Source organism: Heliobacterium chlorum (genome assembly GCF_014502795.1).
Classification (GTDB): domain Bacteria; phylum Bacillota; class Desulfitobacteriia; order Heliobacteriales; family Heliobacteriaceae; genus Heliobacterium; species Heliobacterium chlorum.
On record NZ_JACVHF010000009.1, the window covers coordinates 11,734 to 32,773 of the forward strand.

Consider the following 21,040-nt stretch of genomic DNA (forward strand, 5'->3'; position numbering starts at 1 on the left):
TCGATACAAGACGATTACCTCCCTAATAATAACTTTTGTTTCATCATCGAGAATCAGATTCAAGGTTCAGCCTATATCTAGCTCCCTCCTCCCTTACCGTATACGTAAACGAAAGCCCTTTATTCTTCGCCTCGCAAGCAAAGGATATAGGTTCCCTCACCGCTGTCTGGGGCAGGCAGTTGATACCGCCCGTTCGAGGTCATCACTTCTACTTTCCCGTCACCTCGCGACAGGACGCGGCCGACGATGACCGGCCTTCCTCCGAAAAACTGGGCTACCTCATCGTTGGCGGGGTTGTCCAAGAGTTCCTCCGGCGCTCCCGCTTGCAGAACTCGACCTTGCGAAAGCATCACTGCTCGGTCGGCTAGTAAAAAAACTTCTTCCATCATGTGCGTAACGATCACCGCTGTGATCCCTTCCGCTTTGATGACTTTTCGCAAGTCTCGGCATAAGGCGTCCCGTGTAGGGGGATCGAGGGAGGCGAACGGTTCGTCCAGCATTAAAAGTTCCGGCTTACAGGCCAATGCCCGGGCTAAAGCGACCCGCTGTCCCTCGCCGCCGGAGAGTTGGCGGGCTTGTCGTTCAAGCAGGTGATCTACACCAAAGCGCTGAGCCCAGTGGCGGACGATAGGATCCATCTCTCTCTTCGGGAACTTGCGAAACCGCAAGCCGGCAGCAATATTCTCATAGACGGTCGTTTGAAAGAGGCAGGGGCTCTGAAAGACCATCGCCATTCGCCGGCGGATGGCCATTAGGTCCCTTCCGCTCACAGCTTGTCCACGAAAGAAAACGGTCCCGCCGTCCGGCTGTTCGAGTCCATGGAGAACCCTCAGAAGGGTACTCTTGCCGGCCCCGTTGGGACCGACTAGGGCAGTGATTTTTCCACTGGGAAACTCTAGTGTATCGATCTGGAGAATCTGACGGCGGTTTTTGATCAATTCGACGTTTTCCAAGGAAGCGCAGATCGAATCCATTATCCCGTTCGTCTCCCTTGCTGGATCAATGTAAGGATCAAGGTCACCCCATAGGCGAGGGTCAGCAAAATGATGCTTAAAGCGATGGCCACATCAAGGTTTCCCTTGGACACTTCCATCACCGTCGCCGTTGTTAACACCCGGGTCTGCCCTTTTACGTTTCCGCCAACCATCATCGAGGCTCCGACTTCGGAGATGACACCGCCGAATCCAGCGATTACCGCTGCCAAGATAGACAGACGTGCTTCTAAGACGAGCCGCCAGACAACTTGGAGTCGAGTGGCTCCCAGGGATAATAGTTGGTAGCGCAAGTTGGGATCCAATTGCTCGACGGCCGCAAAAGTCAAAGCAGTGATGATCGGCGATGCGATGACGGCTTGGGCCAAGATCATCGCCGCTGGTGTGTATAGAAGGCCGAAGATCCCCAATGGACCGCTTCGCCAAAGAAGGATCGTTACGAAAAGCCCTACGACCACCGGCGGCAGACCCATACCGGTGTTGACTAGGCTGACTAAGAGGGATTTTCCGGGGAACCGGGACAGAGCCAAAAAGATTCCAAGAGGAACTCCCATAAGGACACTGATCAGTGTGGCGATCCCCGATACTTTTAAGGTGAGCCAAGTGACAGCCCAGACTTCTGGATCCCCCTGTAATAATAAATGAAGCGCTTGCCAGATGCCGGAGAGAATTAACTCCACAAACTCACTGCCTTCCACCTCTGCTTGTCGGAGCATATCTGAATATTCGTCGAGCTCTGAAAAAAATCCTCTCTCAACATGTGAAATGGAGGACGATTTAATCTTCGTCCTCCATCGTTATCAAGGGAATCTCCCCGACCAGTCCCTGCACATGCTTTGCAAACAATTCGTCGATGGACTGCAATACTTCGTCGTTAAAGGCCTGGAAGCGCTGTAGAAGTTGGCGTCCTTTTTCGGTCAACGCCGCTCCCTGTTCTTTATGACCTGGGAAACGTTCCACCAAGTTCAGGCCCAGCCGTTGCTCAGTAGTCGTCACTTTTCCCCAGGCAGCCCGGTAGGACATACCCATCTTGGTCGCCGCCTGACTGATGGAACCGGTTTCATCAATCGCTTCCAAAAGACGCATCCGCCCTTGACTGAACAGAACATTGCCGTCGACTTCAATCCACAGTTTCGCCTTTACCTGAACTGGCGCTGTTGTCTTCAGGTCCCTTTCGTCCATGACCGTCGACTCCCATCGTTCGGGAAATTTCGTACCTCTTTATTCTGTCTCGGTAAAGAAATTTCCTGCCCAGAGACAGCCCAGCTAAGGCGGCGTTTTCTATAAATCGCACTCGGTCTTTATCAAATAAGTCTTCTCATCCTCTGCACGGAAGTTCGATTTCGCTTTGTGCCGCCAGGCGATAGGCGGCAACATAGGTCCGGTTGCACATCTCCAGGGCTCGGCGAGCCCGGCGATACCCCTGATCCTGTAGTTTGCGATCGGGGATGATCTCGATCGTCTTCGATGGTGCCTGTTGTCTCTGCTCCATGTATTCCCATAGGCCAACGGGGAACAGCAAATGGCCTAGAAGAATCATCCAATCGGACTGTCTCAACTTCTCGACCCATTCATAGCCTTCGATGATATTCACGGCGTCTTTCCAACCATCGCGAGACCTGCGGGACACTGAAGCGACCAATTCCGCTAAATCCAGTACGGGGACATCACTGCGACAATCGTTGAATTGTTCGACCCAGTAGCCCTGATGGTTTTTAAGGAGTGCCTCCGTCCCGTACCGACCATGACAAAAAGCACCCTCCTCATCAACCTGCTTACGTCTTGCCTGATAGGCCTCTTCCATCCAGGCAAAGGCTTTTTCTGCCCGCTCGGTTAGTTTAGGCGTATCATCCATAAGCAGACGATCGGCATCAGAGAAGAAACGCTGACTTCGAACTTTTTCTAGCCATTTTTCCGCTGCTTCTTTTCCCTGCCGATACCGCAGTAAGATGGACTCTTCTTCTCTTAAGCTGGGGTAAAGGCATTGAAATCCCCGTCCACTGCGATGAAGCAAGCCTAATGTACGTCCAGCTTCCCGGAAATCACGGGTACTTTCCAACTTCACCGCACGGCCGAGAATCTTGGGGTAGATGTAATACGCTTGATCCCCCCAGGGAATGACCGTTTCACCGTACTTGGAAAAGAGCGGATTTGGGCAATGGGAAAAACCGTTTTCCTGAAGATGCCGCAACGCGTGGATGACATTTTGGACCTGGCGAAAAGCATGAGGACCGTGGACCGTTTCCACAACAAAGGATCCTAGATCGGTCTCGATGAGCCGTCGTTCCCCTTGGCGCAGGACGTTCTGCATCTTCATATCATGTTCCAGAAGCACCTGCTCGATCGCTTCTCGATCGGAAAGCCGTTCCAGATCTTCCATCACCGTCACCGGCGCCTTAAAGTTAGCTACGCGTTGGTTCGCCGAACGATCTGTCTCTACATCTTCAAGCGGCTCCGGAAATAAGGGGATGACCAAATCTTCTAATGGTGGTGTTTCTGGTAAAGGCGAGGAAACTAGCGGTATTTCTTCAGCCATCAGGGGATTCTCGACCTCTATCGTTTCCGTTAGGGGCGAGCATCCCTCAATGTGATCGGTTTCAGCGCCTTTGAACCCTTCCGTTTCATCCTGTTGGTTTATCTCGTATTGGTTTTCATGGTTTGCTTCCGCCAAAGTTCCCTCTGCGTTGGCCGTGGTTTCAAGTTCAAGTGATAAGGGTTCACAGCCCGGGATGGTTCGATCGAGAACCGGTTCTTTTAGCAATCGTTCAAAAGCCGCCTCATCGACATTGGGAATGCCCGGTTCTACCTGACGGGACCGCTCGATTATATCACGCCGTTCCGGGCGCTTTCTTCGCTCCTGTCTCTCTATTGGTCGTGAGCGGTTTTTTTTCCGGGGCTGCCGGAATCGTGGATCGACGCCGACATAACGGCTTTGCATCAACACAGTCTATCACCTCCACTCCTATTTACTTCGTTGATCCTTACGGTACGAATCGTCGAAATTCTTCTAGGAAGGTCTCCCGTTGCTCTTCTTCACTGATGCCTTCGCGGAGCCGGACCGTCATCTCCTCTACGTCTCGACGGCCACGAAAATAGTCGGCGACAGTACCCCAAAAATGCTGGGGAAAGGCGAGCAGTCCGAGGAGAATCTTTTTCTCTTTTCCACCGAGAGGAGAAATCTCTTCATATCCGTTCAGTATTTCCCGACCTAGATCGACCTCCCAGGATTTCCGGGTTGCCATCGCTCGTCGGATAAGTTGACTTAACTCCACTACAGGTAGATCGGACCCACAAGCGTCCCAACCGATAACGTCCAACCGGTGTTCACCGTTAAAACGCAAGTTTTCTTCCCGCCAGTTCCGGTGGCAGACAATGCCCGTTGATCGCACCTCACCGGCGATTCGTTCAATACCTCCATCGGACAATTGCTGGAGCGCCTGAGCAGCTTTCCTCTCGTATTCGTCGGCCCGTTCTAAAAAGAGTGCCTCAAATTCGTTGGAGTGCTTTTTGGCTTTAGCTAAACGGCGATACCACTGTAACGATTCTTTGCGCTCGGCCAGCTTCCGATTCCACTCGTTTTCTTGGGAAGACGATGGACCGCTGTTGATTGGGCTTCCCGCCCCTAAACGGTGAACTTCCGCTAAACTCTGAGTCGCCCGTTGTAAATCCGATTCTTGGCGGAAGTCAGCGGGCCTGCCTGTTACCCAATCGGTTAGGACGTACGTGTATGTCCCTCGATACACATAGGGCCAGCCATCACGGGTACGGATGAACCTGTTGGTACGCCGAAATCCCCGGGCTGCCAGGTGCTCTAACAGGGCATGCGTCTGTGACACCTGTCCTGCTTTTGCCTCATACCGGTACAACGCCTTGACACCGCGATCTGTGTCCAATCGCCACGTGTTTCCCCGCTGCTCCGCCCCTACGATTTGGTAGGGGTATTCCTGGAGCACATCTAGCTCCCATTGGGAAAGTGTACGGCTTTCCTGTTCCTTTTCCATCGCATCTCTCTCCTTTCCGGACTGCCGGAGCAGGGATGCTGTATATTATGTGAAACCCTTGAAAGGGTGACAAAAAACCGCCCGGCACTCTAAGGGTGCATGAGCGGTTTTTGTGCCTTTTGTCTAGCTTAATGAAAAAGGTTCGTTTTCTAGGTTCACTGTCCTGCCGTCTGTACCTGTGCCTCCGGCACTGTTTCACTTCGAGCCACTGCAAGGGCATTTTCCCATTTACCACAGCGGTCTCCCCAACGGGCCAACAGTTGACCGGCTTCCTGTATTTCGATAACTTCGCACAGGTTTGGGCAGTCGCCGCATTCCCAAGAGTTAGCGACGATCTGCTCTTCAGCCATAGAGAATCCTTTAAACTGGGTGAATCCGCCGGCATGGTTGACCGTTTCCTGAGCCAGTAGTGCCGAGCCGACTGCGCCCATCACCTTGTGGTGCTCTGGGATGAATATTTCATGGCCTAATGCTTTTTCGAAGGCCTGGCGCATGCCAACATTGGCCGCAACACCGCCTTGGAACACCATCGGAGCCTCTAATTTTTTGCCTTTCCCCAAGTTATTTAAGAAGTTTCGCACCAGCGCCTCACAGAGACCGGCGACGATATCCGAGAGAGAGTGGCCCATCTGCTGCTTATGAATCATATCTGATTCGGCAAAGACGGAGCATCGTCCGGCGATGCGTACGGCATGGTTCGACTTGACAGCGAGTTCACCAAATTCTTCAATCGATATTTGCAGCCTTGCAGCTTGTTGGTCTAAGAAAGATCCCGTCCCGGCTGCACAGACCGTGTTCATGGAGAAGTCCGATACGACACCGTCTTTTAATAGTATGAGTTTTGAGTCCTGTCCGCCGATCTCCAAGATCGTCCGCACCCCTGGAACGAGACGGCTTGCGGCGACGGCATGGGCTGTAATCTCATTTTTTACTACATCAGCTCCGAGGACGACCGAGGCAAGGGTACGAGCAGAGCCAGTTGTACCGACACCGCCGATCTGGTGGTCTTCATAGCGCTCTGCCAGGTTGGCTAAGCCGCGCTGAATCGTCTCTAGTGGACGTCCCTGTGTCCGCAGGTAAAGGGCCTCTTTGACATCGCCCCATTTGTCGATTAAGACCAGGTTGGTCGAAACGGAACCTACGTCTACCCCGAGGTATAAGAGGTCTTTTACCATGGAACGTTCTCCTTCATACGAAATCTCAAACTAACAAAGAAGATGTAGATTGCTAAGCGTAAACAGTGTTTGTAGATCCAGAAGCTATCCCTGCAACCCCGATTCGACCTGAATCCGTTTACGCCGTTCAAGCATGTCTACAAAAGCTTCGAGGCGAGTCATCAGTCCCGCTTCGCCAGTCTGTTCGTCTACGTAGATGGTTAAAACAGGGATGTGAAAATCTTTTTCTACGTTCGGCATGATAGACTGAGCGACAATCTCAGGCATACAGGTCAACGGACCTACCTGGATGACACCATCATAGCCTTGCTGGGCATATTCGATAGTCGCACCGATCGATTCCTGACCATGGCCGCCCACCATACAGTTCAAGTAAGGCTGAGCTCTCTTACGGGTAAGCTTGTGCCCCTTGACCGGCAACAGCCCTTTAAGCAGATGTTCGTTTACCCATTCACTCAGATAGATAGACCGGCTCACTTCGGCACCGAGGCGGCCCAAGTTCTTCTCCATAAAGCCGTTAGAGCTCGGTTCAAGCAGTGTATAGATCTCGCCGACGATGCCGATACGAATCGGACGTTTTAGATGATCCAGAGGCAGCGAACGCATTTTTGTCAAATACTCATCGCGGCACTGCACGATTTCCTTGGGAGTGGTAGCTTGGTCGATCGCTTGACATCCCTGGGCGTAGACCCGGTCCACATCACCCCGCTGCAGCTCCCGGCAACGTATGCGCGAAGCCGCTCGCTCCAGGTCATCGAGGGCTTCGCACTTGGCAAAGGCGAAACGAATGGCTTTTACCACTCGCCACCAGGAGTTCGACCCGGTGAGGGTGCGGAGACGTTTAAGGAGTTCACCGATATGGTTATCGGGCGGCTCCAGAACGATCATATTCAAGTTGACCCCGAGGTCGTTGAGAATTTCCCGCTGGACCTGATTGTAATAGCCAAAGCGGCAAGGTCCGATCCCACCGGCCATGAGCACCGTGTCGGCTCCCTTCTCGGCAGCTTCTAAAAAATTGCCGATATTAATCTTTAAGGGCAAACAGGCCGACTCGGGGGCATGCTGTACCCCCAAAGAGAGCGTTCGCTTTGTGATGGGCGGCGGCGGGATGAATTCGATATTCAGCTCTTTTAATAGGGCTTTAATGACGATGGACATATTGCCCATGTGGGGGAAGGTGACTTTCATATGGTCGCCTCAACAGTTATTTCTTTTATTCCGGATATTTCTTTCCCAATTACGCTTTGGCCGACAGCAAATGTCCTTCCTTCTGCCGCATAATCAAGTCTAGGAAAGCTTCGATTCTGGTTACCACGCCGGCTTCACCGGTGTGTTCATCGATGGTCAGCAGTAGATAGGGGACTTGACCAAGACGGCGAGCATGACGTTCCACCATCTCTCCGATCATGCTGTCTGGACCGCAACCGAAGGCGGCCACGTAGATGAGGCCGTCGATCGGTTCGTTCATGAGATGAAGGGAACTTCCAAGCAATTTCTGACCGAAGGACCAAAAGAGCCGTTTGGGGAGAATGCGGGTCGCCTGGCGGCACTTTTCATCATCCATCGCCAGCGGGGTAATCACCCGAACACCTTTTGCCTTCAACCGGCCTAGTAGATTCATGCTGGTAAAGGAATCGAATAACTGATACGAATGGCCCATAACAGCGATGTGGGGGCCTCCAGAAGGAATTGATTCCCGTCGCTTGGTGCTCCTCGGCAGAACCCCCCCCGGTTCAAGAGCCCGTCCACTTTTTTCCCAGATCGCTAGGGCTGATGGCGGGTATTCCCCCTGTATCAAACGATGCTCAAAATCCTTTTGGGCTTTCCAGGCAATTTTCTGGGCCTCTCGAATCCGCAAGCGGGAAAAACCAAGTTCTTCAGCCGCTTCCGTTAAAGCCTTATCCCAGCCGCCGCCCGAAAGCCGACTGTTCACGTTCGCCACCAGCATCTGGGGGTAGGTTGAGTCAAAGGCAGCGGCACCTCGCAGCATATCGGGAATGCCGAGAAATTTCGGGCATAAGTAGGTCTTCGATTGGACGCTGATCATGCGGGGCACGAAGACATAGTCTGCTTTCCCGGAAAGAGCCTTCACGTGACCGTAGTACAGTTTTACAGGTAAGCAGGCCTCGTCGACAGAGGCCTTCACTCCTTGATCCAAGATAACTTTGTTCGTTACTGCTGATAAAACAACGCTGCATCCAAGGCCTTCAAAAAAAGCTCGCCATAGTGGCAAGTATTCGTAGTAACCCAGGGCACGAGGGATTCCGATAATCGGTGGGCGCTCCGCTTCCACTTTGGTCGGACTTAAGGTGAGAACCGAGGTGATTTTCACCGTTTTTTGCCTCCCATTTTTGTCTTGAACCAAGTCCAGAGCCCTCGTCTATGGTGGCGCCAACGAGGAGAGCCTAAGCTTTGTTCATTATCCTGATTTGGAGCCTCTTTTTTCGAGGCTCCTATCATCGGGATGACTTTAGAATCATTTTTTTTTACCTTATTGACTTTTTCCCGTTCCGTCTTACTCGGTTTTTGGCCTTTGCCCTGTTGGTTTTTTCGGGTCTGAGGGGTGCCTTGCGCTGTACCGCCAGCGGCGCCCGCGTAAGCATCGGGCAGACGATCATAGTCAATGGGATCAAGAATCTGCGGACGAAGACGCTTTGCCGGTACAGGTGCACGTAACAGTGCCACAGGGATCATCTTGGCGTTGATCGGTGCTAAGGGCCAGAAGTAAGGTTTACCAAAAGACCTTGTCCGGATGACCAGGACCAGAAAAGCCAAGATACCGATCAGCAATCCAATCCAGCTAAAGGCAGCCGTCATCAGAATGAGAAATAGACGAACGAGTCGATTGGCCTGCCCTAACTCATAAGAGGGGGTGGCGAAGGATCCTACAGCTGCCACAGCCAAATACAAGATGATTTCGGGGTTGAAAAGTCCTACATTGATGGCGACCTCACCGATCATGAAAGCCGCAATTAGACCGAGAGCTGTGGCGAGCGGCGTCGGTGTGTGGATCGCTGCCATCCGCAGCATATCTAAGCCGAATTCAGCGATAAGCACTTGGGCGAGAATCGGAACATTTCCCATTTTCTTAGGCCCGATGAAGGCCAGCCCCGGCGGTAACAATGTCGGATTTAAGGTGACGAGAACCCATAGGGGTAACACGAATAGAGACGCGAAAATCGCCGCGTAACGAACGATCCGCAAATAGATCCCAACCGGGGGATTTTGACGGTACTCCTCAGCATGTTCGAGGTGATGAAAAACCGTTACCGGCGCGATCATGACGGATGGCGACGTATCACACATGACGAGCACGTGCCCTTCGAGAAGGTGTTGGGCTGCCACGTCCGGTCTTTCCGTATAACGCACACGGGGATAGGGGTTCCAATCGTTTCCTGTGATGAACTCTTCCAGTGTTTTTTCAGCCATTGGTAGTCCGTCAATATCAATGCTGTTGACGCGTTCCATGATCTCATCAATCAGATGGGGGTCAGCAATATCCTCAATATAAGCGATACAAACGTCTGTCTGCGAACGACGGCCCACTTGAGTCAATTTAAAACGGAGTCGGGGATCTCGGATCCGGCGGCGTATCAAAGCTGTATTCGTAACGATAGTCTCTGTAAAGCCATCACGACTGCCTCGGACGACCCGCTCAATATCTGGTTCCTCAGGCTGTCTGGCTGGCATTTGGCGGGCTTCGACAATTACTGCTTCTTTTTCGCCGTCAAAAAGAATAGCGATCCGCCCAGATAGGATGTGATAGTAAATTTGGCGAACCTTAGACTCTTTCGTCACCTGTAAATAAAAAAGGTAACGGTCTACGAGACGGTCAATAATGAATTGCTCTTTTTCTTTAGCGTCTTTTTCGAAATCATCCAGACTGCGCATGATCTGGAGCATATCGAGATCTTTTGTAAAACCATTGACGTAGTATAAAGCCGCCTTCCGGCCGGCAAGATCCATCTTTCGACAGCCTACATCAAAGCCCACATTTACACCCAGTTCCGAATCGATTTGCATCAGATTCGTCTGTAAGTCATCGCTAATCTTGGCTTCAGAAAACTCCGGTTCTTTTACTTTGTGGGAAGCGCCGGCTCCTTGGGCTCTGTCTCTCTCATCCATGCTGTAACTCCTATTCCATGGATTCCGCCCTGCGCAGGATTTCCCGGAGGGCTTTTGTCGTTATCGGCGCACCAAAACGCACATGGTCGGCGCCTTGCATTTTTCCGATATCACCCGTGCCGACGATGACCGGAACGGATAGATTGCTTAAAGTCTCCACAGTGTCTCCTTCGAGATAGCGGTGACCTTCCGGTTCTGGATAGCCGTTTTTGTCGACGGGTCCAGGCCAAACTCGACCATGACGGTCGATGGAGGCATGAACTTCGACGCCTTCTGCACCGATCGTGTTGGAGGCGACAGCAACGGCACCGATCACCTGAATCCGAGGATCCTCTGCCAGTTCCTGTAAAGCTTGTTCTCCTGCACCCATACCGACGACACCACGGTCATCAACCATCACTACCACAGGATCATGAGGTGTGGATAAGATTTTTTTGGCAATTATTTTTCCGCTTAACGGTGTGGGATTGCCTGCTGAGAGGGAAATGCACCGACCGCCAATGTTCCGGGTGGCAATCTCGATGGCTTTCTTGGCTACACGGTCGCCATCGGTGATCACGATGACCCGTCGTTTCTTGGTTTTTCCCATCCTTCGCTCCTTATCATTACAGACTGCTGCCGAGACCGCCCGCTCCTTCTTGTATTATTGAATGATTTACTAGGCTTTTATACCAAAAAGAAAGACCACCCTCGTCTTTTCGAACTTGGGCAGTCTCTGCTTATTTTCCATCGAGTGATTCGCTCATTTTTTAGCTAACCATCGCTAAGAAGGCTTTGTTTTAATGGGGAATAAAGGATAAGTGTGTGCATATCGAACCGTTTGAGCCGTTTTTACCAATAAAGACTCCTTGGGAGGCTTATTTCTCTGCCATAACCACCATATCCCTAGACCGAAAAGCACAAGGAACATTATGATTCCCAGGACCCATGTGCGTTTTTTGGGGCGAATCATATGCATCACCATTTCGGGAGTATGCCGGGGAAGTCGAATTCGAACTGCTACGTTTCCGCTATCTTTAAGCTAACCTATTTAGGTTGCAGCTATTCTCCCTTTATGTTTTTTATCCTCCGCTACCGTCGCCCGGGGGAGCCACATCATCGGGATAGTCTAACATGTCGCGAATCTTCTTTAAGGCGGCACGCTCAATCCGTGAGATCTGGACTTGGGATAAACCGATGAGGTTTGCCACTTCAGTCTGGGTCTTGTCTTCAAAGAAACGCATCTGCAAGATCTCCCGCTCCCGCGGTGATAAGCGAGAGAGGACATCTTTAAGGGCCAAATGATCGAACCAGTTGGTCTCTTCGGCATTATTAGAAGCGAGTTGGTCGAGAAGAAAAATGGGATCGCCGTCATCTTGATACAATGTTTCGTGGATCGAAGTGGGAGCCTGCACCGCTTCTAACGCCTCGATCACGTCTTCCACAGGGATATTCATGGCCAAGGCGATTTCGGGCACTGTAGGTTCCCGCCCTAGTGTGCCGTTCAACTCTTGGCGGATCCGATGAACCCGCTGGGCCACTTCCTTGTAGGATCGGCTGACCTTGATCGGGCTGTCATCCCGCAGAAAGCGCCGGATTTCACCGATGATCATCGGTACGGCATAGGTGCTGAAGCGTACGTTATAGGATAAATCAAACTTGTCGATGGCCTTGATGAGACCGATCGTGCCGATTTGAAAGAGATCTTCCAATTCATAACCTCGATGTTGGAAACGCTGGACCAGGTTAAAGACGAGGCGTAGGTTACACTGGATTAAGCGCTCCCGTGCTTCGCTGTCTCCATTCTGGGCAAGTTTAAGCAGGCAAGTCGTCTCCGCCTCACCTAACAGAGGAAATCGAGGAAGGTTCATCTCTGAAAGCCGTTGATTCATGGTGGTCCCCTTACTGGACGGCACGCATCGCTTGTAGGGATGCTTTAAACATCCGCACCCGCGTTCCGCGGCCCACTTGAGAGTCTACTTCCAGTTTATCCATAAATGACTTCATAAAGACAAAACCCATGCCCATTCGTTCCGGAAGTGTCGAAAAAGCCGGTTCCATGGCCTTCTCCACATCTTGAATTCCTCGACCGTAGTCCTCGACGATGATCTCCAGTCCTTGCGGTTCTGCTGTGATCGTCAGATAAACCAAGCCATTGGATCGATTTTGATAGCCGTGGAGGACCGCATTGGAGACTGCTTCCGATACTGCGACTTTTACATCGTCCACATCGGTGAGGGTAAAGTCCATGTTCGCCAACATCGTGCCGACGACAACCCGGGCGAGAGCCACATTATCGGGGATACTGGGAAACTCCAGCTTGACCGTATTTTTATGTTTCAACCCTGCTTCCCTCCTTCCAAAGCCTTTAAGGCCTCCGACTCATTGGCAAAGCCGCTCATCACTTTGTACATACCGGACAAATCCAAAATGCGATGAACAGATCGATTCGGTCCGGCTAAGGCCACCGTTCCGCCTTGCGCCTTTACCTTTTTGTACCTTCCCAAGATAAAGCCGATGCCGGAACTATCGATAAAGTCGACTCCCCGCAAATTGAATAGGAGGTGTTTTACTCGCTGCCTGTCCAACTCTTTATCCAGGCGAGGCCGCAAGTTATCGCTTACCCTCAGGTCCAGTTCACCATAGAGGCGAACGACCAAAGTCTCACCGGACAAACTGGCATCTAAATCCACCTAGGGTCACCGTCCTTTTTATGCCCAAAGATTACCTTATATATCATTCCCTTCGACGACGATTTGGGAATTCCTTCCTCTAGGTGGTATGAGGAATAAAATTATAGGTACGGCATAGGCCGTACCTGCAATGACGATATTTTACAGTTGACGGATATATCCCTTGAATAACTACGAAGTGTACTGTTACCATAAGCGGCTTGCTAGCTTATTGGAATCCATACATTTTCTGCATCATCTTGGTGAGCATCGTTGAGAATTTCCCTTGAGCGACCTCTTCTTTCGCGACGAGATCAACCCTGCGGATTTCGTTGCCGCTTTGGAGGATGACCAGTTCGCCGATCTTCTGACCTGCACTGACCGGTGCGTCCACATAAGGTTGCAGTTCAATCCGTGATTCGATACCTTTTTCTTTCCCTCGTTCCACTAAAATTCCAGGTATTCCCTGTGGTATAGCAGAGACAGTTTCTTTCTCTCCTTTACCCACCGGAACGTTGCCGAGAATTTCACCTGCTTTGGCCACCGATTTATAGGTATAGCGAGCAAAACCGTAGTTGTACAGCTTCATCGTTTCTTTGAAGTGTCCCCGTATTTCCGGTACTCCAAAAACGGCGGCTACGAATCGCAGGCCCTCTCGTTCGACCGTCGACACGAGACAATACTTGGCCTCACTCGTCCAGCCAGTCTTAAAACCGTCTGTTCCGGGATACCACCAGAGGAGCTTGTTGTGGTTGTCTAACAGCATGGGTTTGGAGCTGTCAGGACGAATTTTATAGTGTTTGATGGAGAAAAACTCACGCACTTTTGGGTATTTCAAGGCTTCCCGAGCGACGACAGCCATGTCGTAAGCCGAGGTGTAGTGGTTTTCGGCCGGCAGTCCGTGAGGGTTCGCGAAATGGGTGTTTTGCAAACCCAGGGATTCGGCCTTTTTGTTCATCTCTTCGACAAAGGCCTCATAAGAACCGCTCAAATGTTCGGCCACAGCCACACAAGCGTCATTGGCCGACTGGACGGCGATGGAAGTAAGCAGGTCCTTCATGGACATCTCTTCGCCCGGTTCCAGGTAGATCTGGGAACCTCCCATTTCGTAAGCTCGTTGGCTGGTGACCACCTTATCTTCTAAGCTGATTCGCCCCTGTTCCAAAGCTTCTACAGCGATCAACATGGTCATCAGTTTGGTCACACTGGCCGGAGCGACCCGTTTATGGGGATTCTTCTCAAAGAGTACCGTACCTGTCGTCGGATCCATGAGGACGGCCGAATCGGCCTCCGTTTGCAGCGGAGCAGCCGGCGTTGGTGCGGGAGCCGCCCAGGCTCCAACGGGAAGTACATTAAAGAGAACAAGGAAGGCCACAAAGACCGGAAGCCGTTTCCAACATCGATGCAATGCCTATTCCCCCTCTATCTGTTTCCGTCTGCTGGTCAGTATCAGTATTTCCTTTGGGGGATAGGGTCATTCTGGCAGTCGATTCGTTCGTTCCGCTTCCGGTCAGTAGGGCTTTTTCATCTTTTTGGTATTTGGAACCGTTCCATCAGGGGTGGAAACAAATTCGATGACCGTATCCGAGGCGGCTGTTATCGGTGATCCACACTTCTCGCGCAGTAAACTGATAGATTTCGTTTTTCTGAAGGCTTTTGAGCAGCCTTGGTTCCTGAAGAAACCGGGCGAAAAAAGAAAATCGCAATCCAAAAGCAGTCATCACTCGAGCACGGTCACCCCTGCCGGTAACTCGCTCAAGGTGCCCTTTCATCTGCAAACCCTGGATGTGACCGTATTCGTCAGGCTCGTTGTATATGGCGGCACTTGCGCTCACCGAGGGATATCCCTCGGTGAGCGCGAGGACAGAAGCATGCCGGGAGGCCGGATCGGAGAAAAAGTAAAAATGAAAATCCTTATGGACGTAGTATACCGGTGCCAACCAGGGAAATCCGTCTCCGTCGACAATCCCCAAAGTCATGGCGTTATGTTGACTGATGATGGACTCGGCAAGGTAGCGATGAGTTATTTCTTGTTCGTTCACTGCTCGGGCCGAACCTCACCAAGGATGAGCGGGAGTGTGGGCGCCTGAGCACTTCCCTCGGAAATGGTATAGGCGCTATATACCAGTTGCCTTACTTCGTCACGACCTCGACCGTTGGCAAAAATCTCGGCCAGCACATCACCAGGCTCTACCGGATCACCGATACGCTTATGGATGACGACACCGACGGCAGGATCGATGGCATCCTCTTTTTTACTTCGCCCGGCTCCGAGCCCTGCTGCCGCTTGGCCGATGATCAACCCGTCCAAGGACGTGACGATACCCGCTTTTTTGGCTCGTACCGGCTCTCGATAGGTGCTGCGCGGTAAGATTTCCTCCGGGTTTTCGACGACTCGTCCGTCACCGCCTTGCGCCTCTACAAACAGACGGAACCGCGCCAGCGCTTCGCCGGAACTCAGTTTCTCCTCAGCGAGAACCATCGCTTCCTCAACGCTACTAGCCTTTCCAGCCATCCAGGCGAGGCGGGCGGCCAGTTCCAGGGTGACCTTTTTTAAATCCGCTGAAACGGGTCCAAAGCCGCAGTCGCTTTGATTGGCCAGAATGGCTACGGCTTCGGCGACCTCCAGGGCATTGCCGACCGCGTTGCCTAAGGGCTGTTCCATCGATGTAAGCAAGGCCATCGTGCGACGGCCTAATCGACTGCCGATATCCACCATCGCCTGAGCCAGTTTTAAGGCCTCTTCTTTTGTCTTCATAAAAGCGGCTCGGCCGACTTTGACATCAAGCAGGATGGCATCGGCGCCCGAGGCCAGTTTTTTACTCATGACACTGGAAGCAATGAGCGGTATCGATTCGACCGTCGCCGTCACATCCCGTAAAGCGTAGAGCTTTTTATCAGCCGGGACCAGGTTCGCTGTCTGCCCGGCTACGGCGATGCCGATGCGTTGTACCTGCCCGATGAATTCATCCGTTGACAAGTCCACCTTCATGCACGGAATACTCTCTAGTTTATCTAAGGTTCCTCCCGTATGGCCGAGCCCACGTCCAGACATTTTAGCCACGGGAATTGCCATCGCTGACAGGAGCGGTGCCAGGATCAAGGTGGTCGTATCACCGACACCGCCGGTGCTGTGCTTATCGACCTTTACACCGTCAATCGGCGACAAGTTCATCTGGTCTCCCGATGTGACCATCGCTTCGGTGAGAGCCGCCGTTTCTTGGACGTTCATCCCCTTTAGATAGACGGCCATAGACCAGGCTGCAGCCTGGTAGTCGGGAATATCACCTCGGGCGTAGCCATGGATAAACGTACGGATTTCTTCTCCTGTCAGCGCCTGCCCGTCCCGCTTTTTGGCGATGATATCATAAGCCCGCATGAGCTTCCCCCACTCTATTTCAGCATCGATTCACCGACACCTAAGCTCGGCAAGTCTAGCCAAGCGAGGGCCGTTTCTCCCACATCGGCAAAGGTATTGCGCACGCCCAGATCGGTGCCTGCCGGAACGGCAGAGCCAGCCAGAATCACAGGCACGTATTCTCGCGAGTGATCCGTCGAGGGGGTCGTCGGATCACAGCCGTGATCCGCAGTCAGAATCAACAGATCCCCCTCTTGTAAAGCATCGTGAATCTCCGGGAGCCGCTGATCGAAATCTTCCAGGGCCCGGGCATATCTCTCCGTATCGTTCCGGTGACCGTAGAGCATATCAAAGTCGACCAGATTCGTCACGATCATCCCCCTGTCCACATCTCTCATAAAGGACAAGGTTTGGTCGATCCCTTCCATGTTGGACTTGGTCGTCACACGCTTCGTGATTCCCTGTCCAGCGTAAATATCATAGATTTTTCCCACCGCAGCTACATCCTGGCCAGCCTCTTTGACGACATCGAAGATCAGGCGGCCCGGTGGTTTCAAGGAGTAATCGTGACGGTTTGTCGTCCGGGTAAAGCTTCCCGGACCGCCTACAAAGGGCCGAGCGATCACTCGTCCGACCGCATGATCGCCGGTGAGGATATCCCGGGCGATCTGGCAGTAACGGTAGAGTTCTTCCAAAGGAATGACTTCTTCATGAGCTGCGATTTGAAAGACTGAATCGGCCGATGTGTAGACGATGGGATAGCCTGTGTGCATATGTTCGGATCCAAGTCGTTCGATGATCTCTGTTCCCGATGCAGCTACATTGCCTAAGCATTTTCTTCCGATGGCTTGCTCAAAGGCATCGATCACCACTTGAGGAAAGCCCTCTGGATAGGTGGGAAACGGTTTTTCCAGGGTGACCCCGGCTAATTCCCAGTGTCCTGTCGTCGTGTCCTTCCCGGGAGCCCGTTCCGCCATTTTCCCAAAGGCTCCCGTTGGACTGGCCGCTGGAGACACTCCTTCGATGGGCGTAATACGTCCGAGGCCTAGACGTCCTAAGTGAGGAAGCTTCAGCCCTCCGACAGCCTGGGCGATGTTTCCTAATGTATTACTCCCTTCATCACCATAACGACCCGCATCAGGCAGCTCTCCAATGCCCACGCTGTCTAACACGATGAGAATAACTCGTTTGTTGCGCATATAGAACCCCTTCTTCTACTTTTCATTACATCGGGAATCGACGGGAGCCCCTTCTTCCCGCTTATGCATGCGGGCTCGAGGATGACTGCGATCGTAGACCTCCCGGATACGTCCAGTCGTAAGATGGGTGTAAATTTGCGTCGTCGATATGTCGGCATGTCCCAACATTTCCTGAACTGCTCGCAAATCGGCTCCGTTTGTCAGCAAGTGTGTCGCAAAGGAGTGTCGCAGGGTGTGTGGCGTCACTTCCTTCAAGATACCTGCTTGATCGACATAGGATTTTAAGATCTTCCAAAAGCCTTGCCGTGTCAGTGCTTTTCCTCGCTGATTTACAAAGAGGTGTTTTTCCCCTACTTGTCCTAGTAGCTTACCACGGCTTTTTTCCAGGTATTCCTCGATGGCTTGCCGGGCGTGACTGCCTAGGGGGACGATGCGCTCTTTAGAGCCTTTACCGATGACCTGGACGAATCCGAAGTCCAGACGCACTTGGTCCGTCGTTAGTCCGACCAGTTCACTGACCCGCAGTCCGCAGGCGTACATCGTCTCCAGCATCGCCTTATCCCGTAAACCGACGGTGGTACGGGGGGGCGTTTCGAGCAAGGCGATGACTTCCTCCACGTTGAGCACATCTGGCAAGGGGCGTTGTAACCGAGGACTGTCGATGAGTTCAGTCGGATCTTCCCGTTGGAGGCCCTCTTCCAGCAGGAAGGCAAAGAAACCTTTGATCGCGGCCAAGCGGCGAGCCCGGGTAGCCGGGGACAACCCTCGCTGGTGGATGTGGTAGAGATAGGCCACCAGATCGTTACGGTTGATTTCATCGGCATCTTTACTTCCCTGCGCTCGCAAAAAAGCAGACAAGTCGTCCAGATCACGACGATAAGCCTCAATGGTATTGGCCGACAAGCCTCGCTCCACGGCCAAGTGGGTAAGAAATATTTCTACATGCTGCAGGGCCTTCAGCCTCCTTGTCGAAAGATGTTCGACCTGATCCAGGGGCATTCCTTCCAACATCGTTTTTGTGGACAAAAGAAAAGGCCGCACTTCGTCGATTGTGCAGCCCTTTTTTATCTGCAGAGGCCCATGTTTCCCGGGTTTGATCTTCTGTGATGATTTCATTCTACATAAGGGTTTACCGCTTGATATACTCCCACATCTTCTCCAAAATCCGCTGCACGATAGCCATAAAGAAAGGCCAAAAGCTGGGGAGAACGATGATGTCCGGCTTTCTAAAAAGGCTGAGTGCGATCGTTTTGCCGATTCCTTGCGGTGTAATCTGGATCTTCAATTGGGCCTCTTCGGCAATGTCTGTCTTCAACTTGACGGTGATCACTCGGACGTCCCTGTTCCTTAATCGTTTTCTAAGCCCGTCCAAGAAATGAGCAAAGGCATTTTTCGCAGACCCGTACAAGTAATTACCGAGGTTAGTTCGATCACCTGCTCCTGAGGTGACGCCGATGATAAACCCCTTCCGTTCCTCAGATAGATAGTTGGCTGCCGCCGTTAGGACCGAAACGATGCCCAGATAGTTAATTTCGATGATCCGTTTGGCCTCCAAAAAGCGTTCGACTGCTTCGTTATGAGAACCTCTTTCGTCCAGGGCCACGACAACCCCGTCGATCCCGTCCATTTCTTCGACTACACTGGCAAAAAAAGCAGGATGCTCTTCATATTCGGAAGCGTCGAAAGAACCGTAGCGAACAAATGCATTCATGCGAATCCAAAGGTCTGAAGCGATACGAGAAATCTCCTCGCTGTTCGTATCGGCGAGATACAAACTCGCCCCCTGCCGGGCGAACTCTGCTGCAGTAGCCCGGGCAATCGGTGATTGGGCACCTAAAATCAATATTTTTTTTCTCATTGCTCCACCCCCGTAAGCTGCAGCCGCCGACCTAGGTGGGACATAAAGCGATTATCGGGGTCATACTTGTGTTTTATGCTTTTCCACGGGTGCACCTCTGGATACATCTCCTGAAATAACTCGACACTCAATCGATTATCATGGATGAGGGACGTCCGTCCACCGTTTTGAAGGACCCATTGGTCGAGTTCGTCTAACACAACGAGCAACCCTGGTCGGACGGGGATATCGACGGTCAATGCCAAACCAGTCATGGGAAAAGACAATAGCCCAGCTGACTGGCAGGGTCCACAGATGTTCAGCTTGGCTAAGGGGGATACTCTTTCCAGACGGCCGAGCTTCTCCAACAGTTTTACGAGGGCATTACGGACCCGCTCATGGGGAATGACACATTCGTATTGTACAAAACCGGCTTTACCGTAAAAGCGCTCTCTATAGCCAAAACGATCGAGGCCATAGAAAAAACGATTACAATCGACGAGGCGATTCGGATTTCTTCGGAACATAGAAACCGTATAATAAAGACTGTTTACCAGTTTAACGCTTTTTCTGTGCCAAAGGAATTCAGGCAGGACACAGGGAAAGCAAGTGGATTTCTCTGCTTCCAGATTCAAGGGAGTGTTTTTCATTTCTGGCGGAAGCTGCTCTACCACGGCGTGACTAGCCTGGATTACAATCCCTCGGCCCAAGTCACTGCCACCGGCCGAACAATCAATCCAAGCTGTCACGTATTCATCACTTTCATCAGCCTGCAGCAGACGGCCCAAAAGCTGATCTAAATCGCGTGCTCTTTCATAATTGACGCTCATCTGGGCCGTGGGAACCTTTCGAAGTCCTAGATCGATCGTGAGGATAATCCCTGTCAACCCCATGCCGCCGATGGTAGCACTGAAGAGATCGGCATTTTCCTCACGGGAACAATAAACGACTTCTCCAGAGGCGACCATAATTTCAAGTCCCGTTACATGTTCGGAGAGACATCCGCTCTTGTGGTGGTTATTCCCGTACGTATCGGCAGCGACCATACCGCCCAGGGTCGCCTGTTTTGTATCTGTAGTGACGGGCAGAAACCAGCCTTGCGGTAGAAAGATGTCCATAATTTCTTTGATGGTCACACCGGCCTCACAACGGAGCGTACCGGTCACCTTATTAAAGTTCAAAAATCGATTCATCCGATCCATAAGGACCAGTGTACCCTTGCTGTTCTGCCGAACTTCTCCGTTGTGAAGGCTTGTCCCTCTGCCGAGGAGGGACCCGTCGCCCTCCTGCAGCAATCGACCGATTTCGGCCCTCGTATCGGGCCGGGCCCATTGGAAAGAATCGGTTGTCATGGTTTCTTCTCCGTCCACTCCTTCCATTTGATTACAAACTGATCTAGAAGTTGAGGTTCTTCGACCCGTAACGGCTGTCCCGTGGGCCGTTCTTCTTTCGGTACGGCTGCATAGCGCTCGTTGATGGTAAACAAAGATGGGATCAAAAGTGCCAGGACGAGCAGCACTACCAGCACCCGTACAAATGTCCGGAGCCGACGCTGAACTTTGGTAATCATCACAAAGAGCAAGTCTCATCCCTCCCGACTAATAAAATTTTATGTAAACAGAAACCAAGCTAGAATATAATTCTATATTTTTCCAAATATTTTTTGCTTAGATCTTTTTTCTCTTGGTCAAACTAAGTCCGA

General features: G+C 51.9%; 21 protein-coding genes. All 21 read right to left on the reverse strand.

The genetic code is table 11. From position 1 onward, the window contains the following. Window positions 1-119: 119 nt before the first annotated feature. The gene (locus H1S01_RS10060; protein ID WP_188040193.1) at window positions 120-974 is read right to left on the reverse strand and encodes an ABC transporter ATP-binding protein; all 855 of its coding nucleotides are present in this window, start codon (window positions 972-974) and stop codon (window positions 120-122) included. Further along, window positions 974-1,672, reverse strand: coding sequence for an ABC transporter permease (locus tag H1S01_RS10065; RefSeq protein WP_188040413.1), 699 nt, complete (start codon window positions 1,670-1,672; stop codon window positions 974-976). The genes H1S01_RS10060 and H1S01_RS10065 overlap by 1 nt, the downstream gene beginning before the upstream one ends. Window positions 1,673-1,769: 97 nt before the next feature. Continuing rightward, a complete protein-coding gene (locus tag H1S01_RS10070) occupies window positions 1,770-2,174 on the reverse strand; it encodes a winged helix-turn-helix domain-containing protein (protein ID WP_188040194.1) in 405 nt (134 codons plus the stop codon). Window positions 2,175-2,310: 136 nt separating this feature from the next. Beyond that, entirely contained in the window at window positions 2,311-3,930 is a 1,620-nt protein-coding gene (locus H1S01_RS10075) for a phosphotransferase (RefSeq protein ID WP_243237206.1), read from the reverse strand. 43 nt (window positions 3,931-3,973) lie between these two features. Next, window positions 3,974-4,993: a CotS family spore coat protein gene (locus H1S01_RS10080; protein ID WP_188040197.1), complete on the reverse strand. Its 1,020-nt coding sequence runs from the start codon at window positions 4,991-4,993 to the stop codon at window positions 3,974-3,976. Window positions 4,994-5,148: 155 nt separating this feature from the next. Further along, window positions 5,149-6,168, reverse strand: a complete 1,020-nt coding sequence (locus H1S01_RS10085; protein ID WP_188040199.1) for an acyl-CoA dehydratase activase — start codon at window positions 6,166-6,168, stop codon at window positions 5,149-5,151. A gap of 84 nt (window positions 6,169-6,252) precedes the next feature. Further along, a complete protein-coding gene (locus tag H1S01_RS10090) occupies window positions 6,253-7,356 on the reverse strand; it encodes a CoA protein activase (RefSeq protein ID WP_188040201.1) in 1,104 nt (367 codons plus the stop codon). 49 nt (window positions 7,357-7,405) lie between these two features. Next, on the reverse strand, window positions 7,406-8,500 hold the full coding sequence (locus H1S01_RS10095; protein WP_341479077.1) for an acyl-CoA dehydratase activase-related protein: 1,095 nt from the start codon (window positions 8,498-8,500) through the stop codon (window positions 7,406-7,408). After that, window positions 8,497-10,293, reverse strand: coding sequence for a spore germination protein (locus tag H1S01_RS10100; RefSeq protein WP_188040203.1), 1,797 nt, complete (start codon window positions 10,291-10,293; stop codon window positions 8,497-8,499). The genes H1S01_RS10095 and H1S01_RS10100 overlap by 4 nt, the downstream gene beginning before the upstream one ends. 10 nt (window positions 10,294-10,303) lie before the next feature. Beyond that, window positions 10,304-10,882, reverse strand: a complete 579-nt coding sequence (gene spoVAEA / locus H1S01_RS10105) for a stage V sporulation protein SpoVABEA (RefSeq protein ID WP_188040205.1) — start codon at window positions 10,880-10,882, stop codon at window positions 10,304-10,306. A gap of 472 nt (window positions 10,883-11,354) precedes the next feature. Then, window positions 11,355-12,164 (reverse strand): RNA polymerase sporulation sigma factor SigF, encoded by an 810-nt coding sequence (gene sigF / locus H1S01_RS10110; protein ID WP_188040207.1) that lies wholly within the window; start codon window positions 12,162-12,164, stop codon window positions 11,355-11,357. A gap of 10 nt (window positions 12,165-12,174) precedes the next feature. Beyond that, window positions 12,175-12,615, reverse strand: a complete 441-nt coding sequence (spoIIAB, locus tag H1S01_RS10115; protein WP_188040209.1) for an anti-sigma F factor — start codon at window positions 12,613-12,615, stop codon at window positions 12,175-12,177. After that, the gene (gene spoIIAA / locus H1S01_RS10120; protein ID WP_188040211.1) at window positions 12,612-12,965 is read right to left on the reverse strand and encodes an anti-sigma F factor antagonist; all 354 of its coding nucleotides are present in this window, start codon (window positions 12,963-12,965) and stop codon (window positions 12,612-12,614) included. The genes spoIIAB and spoIIAA overlap by 4 nt, the downstream gene beginning before the upstream one ends. Before the next feature lie 208 nt (window positions 12,966-13,173). Continuing rightward, window positions 13,174-14,319, reverse strand: coding sequence for a D-alanyl-D-alanine carboxypeptidase family protein (locus tag H1S01_RS10125; RefSeq protein WP_423751925.1), 1,146 nt, complete (start codon window positions 14,317-14,319; stop codon window positions 13,174-13,176). A 178-nt stretch (window positions 14,320-14,497) separates the two neighbouring features. Then, window positions 14,498-14,986, reverse strand: a complete 489-nt coding sequence (locus tag H1S01_RS10130; RefSeq protein WP_188040215.1) for a pyridoxamine 5'-phosphate oxidase family protein — start codon at window positions 14,984-14,986, stop codon at window positions 14,498-14,500. Continuing rightward, window positions 14,983-16,323: a pyrimidine-nucleoside phosphorylase gene (locus H1S01_RS10135; protein WP_188040217.1), complete on the reverse strand. Its 1,341-nt coding sequence runs from the start codon at window positions 16,321-16,323 to the stop codon at window positions 14,983-14,985. The genes H1S01_RS10130 and H1S01_RS10135 overlap by 4 nt, the downstream gene beginning before the upstream one ends. 14 nt (window positions 16,324-16,337) lie before the next feature. Then, a complete protein-coding gene (locus H1S01_RS10140; protein ID WP_188040219.1) occupies window positions 16,338-17,501 on the reverse strand; it encodes a phosphopentomutase in 1,164 nt (387 codons plus the stop codon). A 15-nt stretch (window positions 17,502-17,516) separates the two neighbouring features. Further along, a complete protein-coding gene (gene xerD, locus H1S01_RS10145) occupies window positions 17,517-18,500 on the reverse strand; it encodes a site-specific tyrosine recombinase XerD (RefSeq protein WP_243237196.1) in 984 nt (327 codons plus the stop codon). A gap of 130 nt (window positions 18,501-18,630) precedes the next feature. After that, the gene (locus H1S01_RS10150; protein WP_188040220.1) at window positions 18,631-19,359 is read right to left on the reverse strand and encodes an SDR family NAD(P)-dependent oxidoreductase; all 729 of its coding nucleotides are present in this window, start codon (window positions 19,357-19,359) and stop codon (window positions 18,631-18,633) included. Next, window positions 19,356-20,690 carry an FAD-binding protein gene (locus tag H1S01_RS10155; protein ID WP_188040221.1) on the reverse strand — a complete coding sequence of 445 codons (1,335 nt, stop codon included), beginning with the start codon at window positions 20,688-20,690 and terminating at the stop codon, window positions 19,356-19,358. The genes H1S01_RS10150 and H1S01_RS10155 overlap by 4 nt, the downstream gene beginning before the upstream one ends. After that, on the reverse strand, window positions 20,687-20,920 hold the full coding sequence (locus H1S01_RS10160) for a hypothetical protein (RefSeq protein WP_188040222.1): 234 nt from the start codon (window positions 20,918-20,920) through the stop codon (window positions 20,687-20,689). The genes H1S01_RS10155 and H1S01_RS10160 overlap by 4 nt, the downstream gene beginning before the upstream one ends. Window positions 20,921-21,040: the final 120 nt, after the last annotated feature.